Annotated in this window: 11 protein-coding genes; 6 read left to right on the top strand and 5 right to left on the bottom strand. The window is 63.6% G+C overall.

What is annotated here, in order from left to right; all coding sequences use genetic code 11:
• Positions 1–36 precede the first annotated feature (36 nt).
• The 3 genes from ACIQ1T_RS04415 to mobC all read right to left on the bottom strand — a co-directional run bounded on the left by ACIQ1T_RS04415 (position 37) and on the right by mobC (position 2,845).
• Positions 37–1,104, bottom strand: a complete 1,068-nt coding sequence (locus ACIQ1T_RS04415; protein ID WP_395943319.1) for an AAA family ATPase — start codon at positions 1,102–1,104, stop codon at positions 37–39.
• A gap of 197 nt (positions 1,105–1,301) precedes the next feature.
• Positions 1,302–2,327, bottom strand: a complete 1,026-nt coding sequence (locus ACIQ1T_RS04410; protein WP_395943318.1) for a relaxase/mobilization nuclease domain-containing protein — start codon at positions 2,325–2,327, stop codon at positions 1,302–1,304.
• Positions 2,327–2,845 (bottom strand): plasmid mobilization relaxosome protein MobC, encoded by a 519-nt coding sequence (mobC, locus tag ACIQ1T_RS04405; RefSeq protein ID WP_395943317.1) that lies wholly within the window; start codon positions 2,843–2,845, stop codon positions 2,327–2,329. The genes ACIQ1T_RS04410 and mobC overlap by 1 nt, the downstream gene beginning before the upstream one ends.
• Before the next feature lie 283 nt (positions 2,846–3,128).
• On the opposite strand from mobC, the gene ACIQ1T_RS04400 reads away from it, so the two are divergent.
• Positions 3,129–3,524 (top strand): hypothetical protein, encoded by a 396-nt coding sequence (locus tag ACIQ1T_RS04400; protein ID WP_395943316.1) that lies wholly within the window; start codon positions 3,129–3,131, stop codon positions 3,522–3,524.
• A gap of 103 nt (positions 3,525–3,627) precedes the next feature.
• Here ACIQ1T_RS04400 and ACIQ1T_RS04395 read toward each other — a convergent pair whose 3' ends face one another.
• Positions 3,628–4,521 (bottom strand): ArdC family protein, encoded by an 894-nt coding sequence (locus ACIQ1T_RS04395; protein WP_395943315.1) that lies wholly within the window; start codon positions 4,519–4,521, stop codon positions 3,628–3,630.
• Between the two features lie 72 nt (positions 4,522–4,593).
• Entirely contained in the window at positions 4,594–4,887 is a 294-nt protein-coding gene (locus ACIQ1T_RS04390; protein WP_395943314.1) for a DUF736 domain-containing protein, read from the bottom strand.
• A 932-nt stretch (positions 4,888–5,819) separates the two neighbouring features.
• On the opposite strand from ACIQ1T_RS04390, the gene ACIQ1T_RS04385 reads away from it, so the two are divergent.
• From ACIQ1T_RS04385 to ACIQ1T_RS04365, 5 genes are read left to right on the top strand one after another with little or no spacing between them, the layout of a single operon-like run.
• On the top strand, positions 5,820–6,884 hold the full coding sequence (locus tag ACIQ1T_RS04385; RefSeq protein ID WP_395943313.1) for a GTP pyrophosphokinase family protein: 1,065 nt from the start codon (positions 5,820–5,822) through the stop codon (positions 6,882–6,884).
• 1 nt (position 6,885) lies between these two features.
• Positions 6,886–9,168, top strand: a complete 2,283-nt coding sequence (locus ACIQ1T_RS04380; protein ID WP_395943312.1) for a sigma factor-like helix-turn-helix DNA-binding protein — start codon at positions 6,886–6,888, stop codon at positions 9,166–9,168.
• Entirely contained in the window at positions 9,165–11,129 is a 1,965-nt protein-coding gene (locus ACIQ1T_RS04375; RefSeq protein WP_395943311.1) for a DEAD/DEAH box helicase family protein, read from the top strand. Before ACIQ1T_RS04380 ends, ACIQ1T_RS04375 begins: the two co-directional genes overlap by 4 nt.
• Before the next feature lie 7 nt (positions 11,130–11,136).
• Positions 11,137–11,313 carry a hypothetical protein gene (locus ACIQ1T_RS04370; protein WP_395943310.1) on the top strand — a complete coding sequence of 59 codons (177 nt, stop codon included), beginning with the start codon at positions 11,137–11,139 and terminating at the stop codon, positions 11,311–11,313.
• Complete coding sequence (locus ACIQ1T_RS04365; RefSeq protein WP_395943309.1) at positions 11,303–13,276, top strand: hypothetical protein; 1,974 nt, start codon at positions 11,303–11,305, stop codon at positions 13,274–13,276. Before ACIQ1T_RS04370 ends, ACIQ1T_RS04365 begins: the two co-directional genes overlap by 11 nt.
• The last annotated feature ends 1 nt before the right edge of the window (position 13,277 follow it).

The raw sequence follows: 13,277 nt of genomic DNA, 5'->3' as shown, positions 1-13,277 counted from the left end.
CGTTGACCCGCCGGCGCAGCGACCTGCGCGTCGCGATCAATCGTGCGCGGTCTTGGAAATCCGGCCCTTGGAACGCGCGCGCGGAGCGCGGGAGGATCCAGGCGCAGTAGGGGTCTCGTCGGTCTCGCCATGTCCCTCCGGGACGACCCGCGTCGCCCACAGTGAAAGTTCGTCGCCCAGCGCCTGCTTCAGCGACTCACAACCTTGAGCGAGGATATGACGTCTTCGCACGTTTTGGCAGAATTCCGCGACCTCGGCGTAGCTGACCGGACCCAGGCGCTTCGCAACGGTTTCGGGCGAAAGGTTCACGGGCTCCGGCCAAGCGTCCATGAACCGCGAGACCAGGACAGCGCGTGCCGCAGCATCCGGCGCCGGCATGTCGATCCGCAACTGGAAACGTCGCCAGACCGCACGGTCCAGAAGTTCGGCGTGATTGGTCGCGGCCATTGCGATCACATAGCTGGGGAGCTGGTCGAGCTGCATCAGGAGAAACGACACGACTCGCTTGATCTCCCCGGTCTCATGTACGTCGCCGCGCTCTTTGCCGACAGCATCGAACTCATCAAAAAAGAGAACGCATGGGGTGGCTCGCGCATACTCGAACAGCTTCGCCATACGAGCGTTCGTTTCGCCCAGATAAGCACCGACGAGGGCGTCGTAGCGCACGGTCAACAGGGGCAATGACGCCGCGTTGGCGATAGCTTCGGCGATTGAGGTTTTGCCGTTGCCGGGAGGACCAGAGAGCAGGATGCGGTGGCGGGGCTGCATACCCTGGGTTCGCAGAAGGTCCGCTCGAAGCTGCTCCTGGATAAGCTGCTCCGTCAATCGCCTGGCGGGTAAGGGAAGAATCAGGTCGCTCAGCTCGACGCGAGCCTCGCTTACGATCACAAAATCCCGTCCACCGGCCAAAGACCCTGTTCGTCGCAACTCGGCGGAGTTTGTTACGGGGACAGACTGCAGGGCTCGTTGGAGCCGGTCCGCCAGCACATTATGGCTCCGAGACTTCTCCTCGGCCACGATCGCCTCAACCGTGGAGGTCAGCAGGGAGCGATCACCAGCGGCGCCGGCACGCACCAAGGAAATCAGAAGATCGCTACGCGCCATTTCATATCCTGCGACCCTGTCTGGTCGCCTCAATCAACCTAACACGCCAAAGGCGAGTCGGGGAGCCACCGCCCCTCTGGGAGGAAGATGTCTTAGAGCGGGAGGGCACTTCAGTGTCCAGCTTCGGCTTACTACGTACGCGTCATGGCAGCCCAACGCGCCAGATACGGTCGTGGCCCGTCAAAGGATCGACGGCTTTATCGACGCCGATAAGTCGGCCCCCTCGAGCATTCCGATCGGTCGATCCCGGCGGTTCGTCTTTCAAGTGCACGGCTCAGGATCTCCTCGGCGCGGGTCCGAACAGGTGGCATCGCCTTGACGAAGGCCTGAAGATCCTCCGCCAGCTTCCGATCATCGTGACGGCCCGATCGTGACAAGGCCAACGCCTGAGCCACGAAGTAACGCCGGATCGACGTTTGACGCGCGCGGCTGGCCTCAACCCATGGCGTCTCTCGAACCTGGTTGAGCGCGTCTCGGACCGCCGCAACATCGACCTTGGGCGGGGGGCCTTCCTGCTGGGAAAACCGGGCGCGGATACGGTGGACGGAACTGGTCTCGGCCTTCTTAACGATCCCCCGCGCCCGACGCGGCGTCGCCTCAGCCTCCACGCCGCGATCCCGCAATGCAGCCGCGAAGGTCTGGCGCCACCGCTCCAGATCCGCCTTTCGCGGGTTCAGCTTGCGCCCGTCATGACCAAGGATCCGAACCGTCAGATGGACATGGGGATGCCGCTCGTCGGTATGAAAAGCGAACACATAGGGGTGGCTGTCGCTGAATGTCCGGCGGGCGAAGGCTCGCGACGCATCATGCATTCGGAAGGGATCCGTGCCCGGCGGCATGCTCAGTACGATCGACAGGCTGACCGCGCTGTCCCTGCGACGGCGTGGATCCGCCTCGACCTCCGCCATCCAGTCCCCGACGAGCATCGTGACTTCGCCCGGGGACTGTATGCGCTCGCCGTCCGGCCCCTCGAGCGGAAGTTTTCCATTCCGGCCGATATAGGCGAGGTGGCTTTTGAGGTGACCGCCGTCGCGCGTCCGGCCCGTGACCTTGACCATCACCTCGGGCACGCGCCGGGCGATCCGGTCGAGCCGGGCGCGAGGCGCCATGTCGGGCCGGGCCCGTGCGACCCGCCCCGGCGGATCGGTCAGGCGCGCGCGCCTTTGCCGGATTGGCGGACGCACCGCGTCTTCGAACCCGCGGACCTGGACGAAGTCCGCCATCAGCAGTCAGACCAATAGTCGAGGTTGCCCCTGAATGCGTCCTGCAGCCCGTCGAGATGTGCGCGGATCTCGGCCGCAAAGTCGGCAAGTTGGGCGATCTCCAGATCGAGCACCTTGCCGTCGAGCACAGCGGTGTTCAACGCCCTGGCGATCTGGTTCACGTTGACGCCGATCCGCCGCAACTCACGCTGGATGCCCACAAAGGCGACGGCCTCGGACGGCGAGAGCTGAGGCCGTTCATGAAGCCGTCGGCGGATCAACGCGACTGTCCATTGGGTCCGGGAAAGGCCTGCGCGGGCCGCCTCGGCCTCCAGCAGCGCCAAGTCGTCAGGGTCCAGCCGGAGAGACAGTTTGGCGTCGAGCCGGCTCACGGATGGGGCGGCGGTCTCCGGGAGGGCCGCATGCGCAGCACCTTCGACGAGGCTGCGCAAGAGGCGGGACCGACCGCCTCGCCCGGCCGCGGCGGCATCGAAGCGGCGGATGAGATCGGGCGGAAGGCGGACGGTGAGGCGGTCCATGAGCGGGGTGCGATGTCTGACATTGCCGGCGCAAAGCCTATCCTGCCCTAGACCGTCACCACCCTCGCCCCGTAGGTCTCCGGTGCTGCCCGCCCTCCCCTCGGCGTCCGAAGCCGGCCGCTCGCCCGCCGCCCTGAAGGGCGCCCCAGCCGGACGGCGGGACACGTTCCTGGCCAGCCGTCACTGGTGCGCTTGGCCGATCCCCCGCCTACCCCTAACTTCGCCGTTTCACTGAGACGCTGTCAGCCCTGGCGGCGGCTGCAGTTTTGATCCGGAATATGCAATGGACCGAGATGAACTGGCGGCCACCCTCGCGGCTGCTCTTGCCGGAAAGCGACTTTCCAACATTGGCGACCAGACGCCGGGTTGGCGCCCAGAGCCGGGCCATTGTCACGAGAACGCCCGCCGCTGGGTCGAGGCGAACCCGACATACGTAGTCGTTCATGGCCGGCTCAACGCAAGGGGCGAGACCTTCGAGAACCGGCTGCGGTTTCACTCTCACTCGATCGTCCGAAGCGCGGACGGGGAACTGCTCGACATCACCCTGAGCAAAGGCGCTCCGCAATATACATTCATCCCCCACCCGTTCGACGACGATCCTTTCCGGCGCGAGATTATCGGGCGCATCCCAACGGTCGATCATCTCCTCGGTCCTGACCCGGTGATCCCTTCAGATTGATACGGGGAAGATCCGAGCCTGGATAACCGGTTCCTCTGACCACGCTCTCTTCGCCTTTCGCGAAGCGGTCGAGGCGCGCCGCCAGCGCGGCGCGCCTCGACCCTCAAGCGATGACGGGTTGCAGTCCCTTGAGGTGGTCCACGGCCTTTTGCGCGTGCGACGCCGCCGACACGACGAACCGCCTGTCGTCCTTCAACACCTGGAGCCAGCTCGCAATGTAGGCGGCATGGTCGTCGCGGGGCTCGAGCTCCAGGCCGAGGTCCGCGCAGAGGAAGGCGGCGCCGAGTTCGGCGACCAGCTCCTCGCGAGCGTAGCCGGGATCGCCGAACCGCTGGCGACCGAAGTCCCGGTCGAGACGTGTCGGATGCCGCGTCCAGTGCGTCATCTCGTGTCCAAGGGTGCTGTAGTAGGCGTCGGCGCTCTCGAAACACTCGAACGGCGGCATCTGCACGTGATCCGGACCCGGCGCGTAATAGGCGGCCCCGCCGCCGTGTCGGACGTCGGCTCCGCAGCTCCGGAAGAAGCCGTCGATCCGGGCGATCCGTTCGTCCGAATTGATGACGAGGGCTTCCGGCTCGTCATACCGGTCGGGCAGGCCCTCGATCTGATCGACGTTGAACACGGTATAGGCTTTCAGAAACGGAATGCGGTGCTCGACTTCCGCGTCAGCCTCGTCGACCCCGGCCCGGACGATCTGGTTGGCGTAGACCACCGTCGCCCCGCGCTCGCCTTTGCGGACGTGAGCGCCCAGAGCCAGCGCTTGCCGGAAGGTCATCCAGGTGGACCGGGTATAGCCCCGGTCGGCGGCCTCCCCCCAGAGCAGGATGACGTTGATGCCGTTGCAAGGCGTTCCATCGTGGCGCAGAGGGCGGCTCACGGAGGTTGCATGTTTCCAGGGTTGGGACCAGGGACGAACTCCGGCTTCAAGTTGGGTGATGATTTGTTGGGTGATCCGGGCGTGGATGTCCGGGCGTGCAGGATCGGCGGGGCGCGTCATGGCGGCCTCCTCGAAACGGATTGTGGGAAGAAGGAGCGGCGGCGCGGTCCCCGCGCCGCCGCGGCTCTTGGTCTAGCGGGACCAGATCAGGCTGTGTCCGCCCTCGACCTCCACCAGGGAGGCGTAGATCGGCGCCGGGAAGCTGGGATCGTCGAGCTTGACCGACAGGTATTCGCGGTTCTGCTGGCTCGTCTTCTTCCAGGCGGCGCCGAACTCGGTTTGGCCAGCGAAGATTCGGAAGTCGGGGGCCTTGTCGTCGCTCTTGTCGTTGGGCCGCAGGACCGCCGCCTTGACGTTGAGGGTGAGGGTCTTGATCGATCCGGTGTAGCCGTCGCCTTGGGCGGTGAAGGTGCCGATGGTGGCCATGTCAGTCTCTCCTTTGCTTCGGGCCACGCCTGCCGCGGCCTCGATGGCGATCGGGAGACCGGGGCCCGGGCGGCGCGCGGGGAGAGCGAAGCGAGCCCCCGCAGCGAAGCGGAGGACCGCGATGAGAGACTTTCTTGTTTCGCGAGGAAGGCCGTCAGGCCGGGGATGAAAGTCGCGAGAGCGGTTGCGCCAGCCGACCGGGCTTCGGTCAGATCCGCCTCATCGAGAGGCCGCGCCGGCTGGCGCGAAAAGGATGCGAGACGGTGGCCGCCGCCTCACCTCCGACACCGCAGGCTACGCACGCTCGGTCGTGCAGATCTCCTCGTTCGTCTAGGCTCAGGCCGCCATCGAGAAGACTTTCTCGACCTCAAGGCTCGCTGCTGGCAGAGCCCGCAACAGTTTGGCTTCGGGTCGCGGAAGATTGAGCCAGGCCGCGTCATCCTCGGGCCGTAGAAGCACGATCTGAAGGTCGGCATAGGGGCGCGATACCCACTCCCGGCTCCATAGTCAGCATAGCGAAGGCGCCATCCCTGATCAGTCCCGCGACCCAGAAGAGCCGCTGGCCGGAGAGGGTGAACCGTGGCTTGGTTTCCGCTACGCCCCGGTGTCGGGATCGTCAGAAAAGCCGTCGGCCATCAAGCGCCACCGGTCCCTCTTTCTGAAGGCGAAATCAGCTAGATCGTGCGACCCACGTACACAACGCTTCAGCCCTACTTTCCTCCAGTGAGCGCGCACCGCCTTTCCGCCGCCTCACGGCTGCCGTGACGACGGCCGTGCCCCCAGTCTTCGCCGAACGGGTTCAGCACACGTCATCGCGCAGCGGGCCCCGAGCCCCGGCACGGCGCGCAAACCACTTGCGATGCACTGTATAGTTGATTTAGCTCGACTGGACTTTTCGATAGCCGAAAACGAAACGAGATTCGGGGCCGTTTGTGGCGATCAGCGACCAAGTTATCGACGGCGCGGTGGAGCGATACCTGCGGGAACGCGACCGCTACATAAAACTGGCCGCCCGGGTTGCGGACATATGCCTGGCGCAAATCGTCGAAGGCGATGCAATCCGCGCCCAAGTCACCTATCGAACAAAGACCGCGCAGAGTTTCCGGGGCAAGCTTGTCCGGTTCTCAAAGCGGCCGGACAAGGACTACCCCACAGTCGAGTCCGTCTTTGAGGGCATTACCGACTTCGCCGGCGTCCGGGTCGCTACCTACCGGCCCGAGGACGAACAGAAGGTCGCTGATCGACTACGGGAGCTCTTCGCAGGTCCGAAAGACGATGTGGAGATCGACATCGATCTCAAAAACAAGCTCGATGCCGACGCCTGTCAGTTCTACCGGGCGACCCATTGTCAGGTCTTTCTTCGAAGTGAGGATCGGGTCGGCCAGTACGACAATCTCGCCGGAGCGTCGTGCGAGGTGCAGATCTGTTCCATGATGGCGCACGTCTGGAACGAGATCGAGCACGACATCGGCTATAAGCCCGAGGGCGGCGGCCCCACCGGAACGGAGAAGGGCCTGCTTCAGATGCTGGGCCACCTGACTCGATCAGGCGACGCGGCCATTACGAGACTTCTCGAGGCCAACGAGCAGCGAATGAGATCCCAGACCGGGGAGTTCACCGACGTCCACGACTTCGTCGCCCGACTGAGGTCGACCTTCCCGGGCGCCGATCTTTCGGTCAACGCGGGGCAGGCTTACGACGCGGCCCTTCGTCTCAAACTGAACTCACTCGACACCGTCCGCGGCGCCGTTGAGCCATTCACGGAGGAGGCCGCGCGGGCGCGCATTGAAGCCTTTAACGCCTACGTCCGTGAAACGGGCCAAACGCACAGTCTAATGAACAGCGCTTCGGCTGACCTCATCACCGCGCTGTTGCTGCCGCTCCTCAAGCCTTTCAAGGACGATCCGAGCGACGCCATCAGCCGCACCCGAAGCTTGAGACTGTCGTCGCTCATCAATGCGTGGAAGGGCTTCTCCGCTCAGGCGAAGGCGACCTGAGGTGAACCTGTCTTTTGGCGATGAGGTTACCGATCCGCCCGATGCGCCGTCCGCCAGCCGCGTGGTCGCCGAACTGGGTTTGGCGATCCCGATCTCCGAGGCGTTCCGGCGCCACGCCCTCCCTCAGCGGGTGGCGAACCTAATCGCTACTCCTCCATTCTCATCATTGTGTTTGGGTCACGCGATCCAGGCGCGGAGGGCGCTGGATCGGACCCTCAGCTGTCAACCTAACCTGGGACGCAAGAGTCGTCGGGAGTTCTGGGCCTATGTGCTCTTAAGTCTGGCGCAGCGTTGTCGGACCCTCGGCCTGGACGAAGGGCAAAGGCTCGCTCTCGCCGAGGTGTTAGGAATCGACGCTGCCGAGCTCGAAAGCGAGCCTGACCTCTGGGACGAGGTTCACGAACTTCAACAGGCGACCACTGTTGAGACCCAGGATCTGATCAGGATCCTGGACCTGGCCATCGGCCAACTTTCCTCTCGGGATGCGGAAGTCCTCGCCTTCCGCTTTCCACCCGATTTCTCGCAAGAGAAGACCCTCGAAGAGATTGGCGCGATCTACGCGATCACCCGAGAGCGGGTGCGTCAGATCGAACAGCGGGCTGTTAGGGTTGTGCGCACACTGTTGCCCGCTGAGGTCCTGGCGAACCTGCTTCGGCTTTGGAGAGACGGCTGGTCATATCTGACGGCGAACAACGATGTGCTGCGACGTAGCGAACTCCATCGAGCGCGCCAAAGCCTCGATGGTCGCATTCTGCTGGCATTTGAAATCGCCGGGATAGATCTCGTAACCTATCTGGATGCCGTGGCTTATTCCTTTCCGGCCGGCTGGCTCGGGCGCGATGGCGATGAGCAAGCTGTCTCGGCCCTAGCGGCCGAGCTTCCCGGACAGCTTGCAACCAAGGCCTTACCGCGCCCTGTCCACGATTTTGGTCACTTGGAGATCGCCCGATCAGCGCTGCTGCTCACTCAAGATCTCGTATTATCGGGCGGCTATGTCTTCGAGCGTCTGAGTGCTCGGCCGAGGCGAATGGCGAACGCGCATGCGTTGTTGAGCGGTGCCACGCAGCCCGTCGCCATTCTCGATCTCCACTACAGTTATCGGAAGGCGTTCGATCAGGACCGGTGTTCGCCGCGTGACCTGGTGATCGTCATGGAAGAGGCTCCGCACCTCTTCATCGAGACCGCTGAAGCTTATTGGTCGGCGGCCGGCGAAGGGGCGACTCGCCCGCTGCAACGGGGGTCGCCGAACGGCGCGCCCGATGACGTCGAGGACGATGCGTCCGGCGAAGCCCAGACGGAAGTGGACGGCACGGTGGCGGGAGCCATCAGGGACGAGCTTGCGAGGACAGGTCCGCAATCCATCGGTCGGCTCATGAACGCGGCGCATCGTATTCTCCCACCAGGACGCTCCAAACACTCAATCGGCCCCATACTGATCGGGCGACCAGACCTGTTCGAGCGCGTCTTGCCAGGCGTTTACGGCTTGGTCGGCGAAACACCGACCGCCGAAACCCTAGCCCGCGGCTCTGCACCCTACCTCCTCGACGCGACACAGGCGCGCTTACTGGCCTACGGTCGGCGGGCGAAAGAACCTTGGGGTACATATCCGCTTTGGATACCCGAGGCCGAAATGCGATTGTGCGGATGGGCACGTCGCGAAGGCCCCGAGGAGGTCTACCGCAGTCTTCTGGCTGTGGCGGACGTAGATGCCTGGCCCGCTTCGACAGAGGCGAGACTCGAATGGCGGGACCTGCAGCGCCGACACGGCCGCTACGACCTCATCAGTAGTTTGCGTGAAGAACTCGTCTACGAGCGCATACCGGTCGATCGCATCCTCGCGGCTCTGCTCGACCTCACGGCCATGAGGCAGACGAACTGGCTCCGGCTCAACCGGATCCTGAGAGGACGAATCGACAGTCAGTCGAGCTGCGGGCTGCTGGTGGTTCTCACAGCTTTGGGAGCCATCACCCCGCCTGCAACCGACGAGGAATCTCCGTGGCAGCTTCCACATCCGGCGACCTCCGATGCTTCAGCCTGGACCTCGCTCCTAAGCTCGGCGCGCCATGAGCATGGCACCCTGATTTGGGACAGCTTGGTTGGCCATGAGTTGGCCGCCGCCATCGTAGCGGGGCGCGGGAGAGCCCCGACTTGGGCGCAACCGGAGTTGGTCACTCGAACCTATGGGCAGATCGGCGCGGCGAGCGACGGCGAACGGCCACCGGAGGTGGAGCTTCTGGCGGATCGCCGCATGCGAGAGTTTCTGGACTGGGCGGAGGACGCATGAGCGCGGAACAACAGGCAGCTCAGTTTCGGGCGGGGGTCAAAGAGACCTACCGCAGCGGACAGGACCGACTGTCGCAGGATTTCTTCGGCCCGGCCTTGAAGTCAGCGGTTCTCTATCGCCGCAGCGTGGGCTTCTTCACCACGAGCGCACTGCTTGCATGGTCGGAGGGGCTGGTTCGGTTGGTGACTGGCGACCTCCGTATCAAACTCATCGCCTCGCCCGAGCTGTCCGAAGCAGATCTGAACCTGCTCAGGTCGCTGCAGTCGGCAGAGCAGCGCGCTGCGGTCTACTCCGAGATAGGCGATCGCATCCTGGAGACCGTTCTCAACTTCATCGACGAACCTGACGATGTTGGACGTCGCGCGACGGTGTTCGCTTGGCTCTTGGCGAGCGAAGGGCTCGAGCTTCGCTTCGCGTTTCCGGACCATGTCGAAGACGCTGGCATGTACCACGAGAAGGTGGGTGTGGTGGATCTTGCCGGCGGAGGCCGCCTCGCTTTCACAGGATCAGCGAATGAAACCGACTCGGGGCATCGGCGCAATTTCGAGTCTATCGACGTGTTCCGCGACTGGGTGCCGGGGGAAGACGGGCGCGTCGCCAGCAAGGTCGAACAGTTCGACGAAGCCTGGCGGGGCGACACGCCAGGCCTGAGCGTGCTACGGCCTACGGCCGACCTCCTGGAGAGACTCCGGGCTCGAGCACCCAAAGCAAAACCCGTTTCAACGACACCGCCGGTGCCCGCCCCAGCGATTTCGCTCTGGCCTCATCAACAGGACGCCATGGACGCGTTTCTGAGAGAGCGCCGCGGCGTGCTCGAGATGGCGACCGGCACCGGCAAGACGCGGACCGCGTTGGCGATCCTGTCGCGGCTCGTCGGCAAGCAAGACATCGGGACGGCAGTGATCTGTATGGACGGCACCGATCTGCTCGACCAATGGGCCGAGGATTTGAGGCAGTGGCTGGCAAACCAGGGGCGCGGCTGGCTCCTCTACCGGCAGTACGAAGAAAACCGCGAACTGCCTGAGTACGGCCTGGATCCCCACCACGCCCTTCTGCTGGTCTCCCGAGGTCAATTGGGACGCCTCAGTCGTCACCTCGCCAAGGTGTCAAAGGAAACCGCGCTCATCATCCACGACGAGGTGCATGGGCTGGGCGCGCCCGCATTAGTGGAGAGCCTAGCCGGTCTTCATGCGAGTTTTGCCTGGCGACTAGGGCTGAGCGCTACGCCCGAGCGGGCGTATGACGACGCCGGCAATCAGTTCATCGAAGAGGCAATTGGCCCGACGATCTACGCCTTCCCGCTCGAGGAGGCGATCCGCCGCGGAGTGCTGACCGAATTTGACTACGAACCCCTGCCCTACGACCTGACGGATGAGGACCGTCGTCGTCTGAAGCAGATCTACAGTCGCCAAGCGGGTCGGGCCAGAGAAGGCCGACCGATGAGCCAGCAGGAAATGTGGACGGAGCTCGCTCGCGTCTACAAGACCGCAGAGCAGAAGCCACTCGTCTTCGCAAACCGGCTGGCAGAAGACCCATCAATCATAAATCGCTGCATTATCTTCGTTGAAACCCGGGAATATGCGGTTCCGATCCTCGAGACGATCGACGCCTACACCCACAGGTATCGAACCTATTACGCCGAGGACGATCGAAACCACCTCGTGTCATTTGCAAAGGGTGAAATCGACTGCCTCATCACCTGCCATCGCATCTCGCAAGGCATCGACATCCAGAGCTTGAATGCGGTTGTGCTTTTCGCGTCAGCCCGTTCTCGCCTTGAGACGATTCAGCGTATTGGTCGATGTTTGAGAACTGACCCGACGAATCGCACCAAGCGGGCGCGGGTCATTGATTTTGTAAGGACGGGGGCTGCGGTCGGGGAACCGAGCGCGGATGAGGACCGAGCGTCATGGCTTGAAGTCCTGTCGTCGGTTCGGAGGGAAGACGCCGATGCCAATTGATTCAGCGATGAAGGTCGCGCTGCACAACGCCGTCGCGGAGGCCGCCCAGGCAGCATCCGTGGGAGACCGGCTCGAGGCTTGGCTCGAAGGTCTCTCAAACGGCGACGACAGCGGTGATGTGCAGAAGCGGAACTACGACGGGGTCTTCGCCAAACTGCAGGCGGAGCCGACGGGTGAAGATTAAGCTTCTTGGCTGGGAAAGCCGCGGGCTGCGGTGTCCTGATGCTGCGATCGATCTCACAGTCACGCATCGTACGCCTGCCCAGATCAGCCTGCTTCAGATGCCGAACGGCACAGGCAAGACGACGACCCTGAAAATGCTGGACGCAGCAATGAGCGGTCGTGCCGTACAGTGGGACGAAGAGACGATCCGGGGGCTTCGTCGCCCAGGCGATGACCACGCCAAGGGCGTCTTTGTCGTACGCCTGTCGGTCGACGATCGCCCTTTGACCTTCGAGCTGTCGTTAGATTTCGAGCGTGCGGAAGCGATTTACAGGACCACACGAGCAGGCAGCAACGGGGTGGTGCCGGGTTGGGATCCGGAGCCGACATATCGACGGTTCCTCACCCCGCGATTCCTTGATCTCTTCGTGTTCGACGGCGAGTTCGCCAACCGCTTATTCGATCCGTCCGGTCTGCAGGCGGAGACGGTTATCGACGCCCTCTGTGAGCTCTATCTTCTGGACGAAGTTTCCCGCTTCGCCGAAGGGGTATGGAACAAGCAGGCGAAGCTGGCCCCGGGCAAATCGGACGCCACTTTGCAGAAGGAGCAACTTCGCTACGAGGCGCTGACCAAACGGCTCGGCTATGTTTCGCGCAAGCGTGAAGACGCGGCCAGCAAGGCTGTAACGCTGCAGGCCGAGATCGAAACGTTGGAGCGCAAGATCCGGGTTCGTTTGTCCGAAGTGGAGACAACGCGCGACGAGGCGCACGATGCGGAACTGGCGTTGGTCGGCGCCAACAGCGCGCTCGAACGGATCGTCGCGGAGACGATCGGCGCGCTGCGCAATCCGCTCGCTCTTCATGCGCAGTTCGCCGAGACGCTCTGGACACTGCGTGGCAACCTCGACCGGCTGAAGCTTCCTGAGAACACGTCCGCCCAGTTCTTTCTGGATCTCGTGGAGGACGACGAATGCATCTGCGGCCGTGATATGACCGACGGGGCGGTCGCAGAGATCGAGAGGCGTTCCGCCGACTATCTCGATGACATGTCGACGGGCTTCCTCAATGCGCTCAAGCAGGACATCGAGAAAGCCGGCGCGCCGTCGGAGACCGCCGCCATTCGGACCACCTTCGCGGCGTCGATCACTGATCTCGCCGCAGCCCGCCGACAGCGTAAAGAAGCGCAACAAGTTGTCGATCTGCTGACGACACAGCTTGCTGATGCCGGAGATGACGAGCTCAAGGGGTGGCAGACCCAAAAGGACCTGGCAGCCGAGCGGCTCGAAGGTGCCAAGGAACTGCTGCGCAAAGCGGACGAACCCGACGACCTTACTGACGATGCCGAGACCTGGTCGATCCAGTCTCTCGAAAGGCAGATTGAAGAGGTCGGCAAGAAGATCGCCACGATCACCGAGACCTTGGACCTGCGGGCCAAGACCGAGGTCCTGAAGCAGATTCTCGGGCGCGCAGGCGAGCTGGCGCGCGCGCAGATCAAGTCGGAGCTGATCGAGATCTCTAACGACCGGCTCCGCCAGGTCCTTATGAATGACCCGCTACGTATCGCAAGCATCGACGGGGCCCTCAGACTCGCGGGCCAGGGCGGAGCCAGCGTGGGCCAGACGCTTTCGGTTGGCTACGTCTTCCTCATGAGCGTGCTCCAGCGCGGCGGCCACGAGCTGCCCTTGATCGTCGACAGTCCCGCCAACCCGATCGACGCCGGGGTGAGACGCCGTATCGGCGCTTTGATCCCGCAGCTCTGCAGCCAGTTCGTCGGTTTTACGATCAATACGGAACGCGAAGGTTTTGTGCCCGCCCTGCAGGAAGCCTCGGACAGCATCAAATATCTGACGCTCTTCAGACGGACCGAGGGGACGCGCGGTCTTCAGGCAAGGCTGCCGAACGACGGGGTGTCCATCACGGACAACGCGGTCTTGGTGGAGGGTCGAGCCTTCTTCGAACGGTTCGATCTCGAGGACGAGGGCTGAG

Source organism: Brevundimonas sp. (assembly GCF_044336875.1).
GTDB lineage: Bacteria > Pseudomonadota > Alphaproteobacteria > Caulobacterales > Caulobacteraceae > Brevundimonas.
The sequence above is the reverse complement of the archived record's forward strand: the minus strand, read 5'-3'. Positions and strand labels throughout refer to the sequence as shown.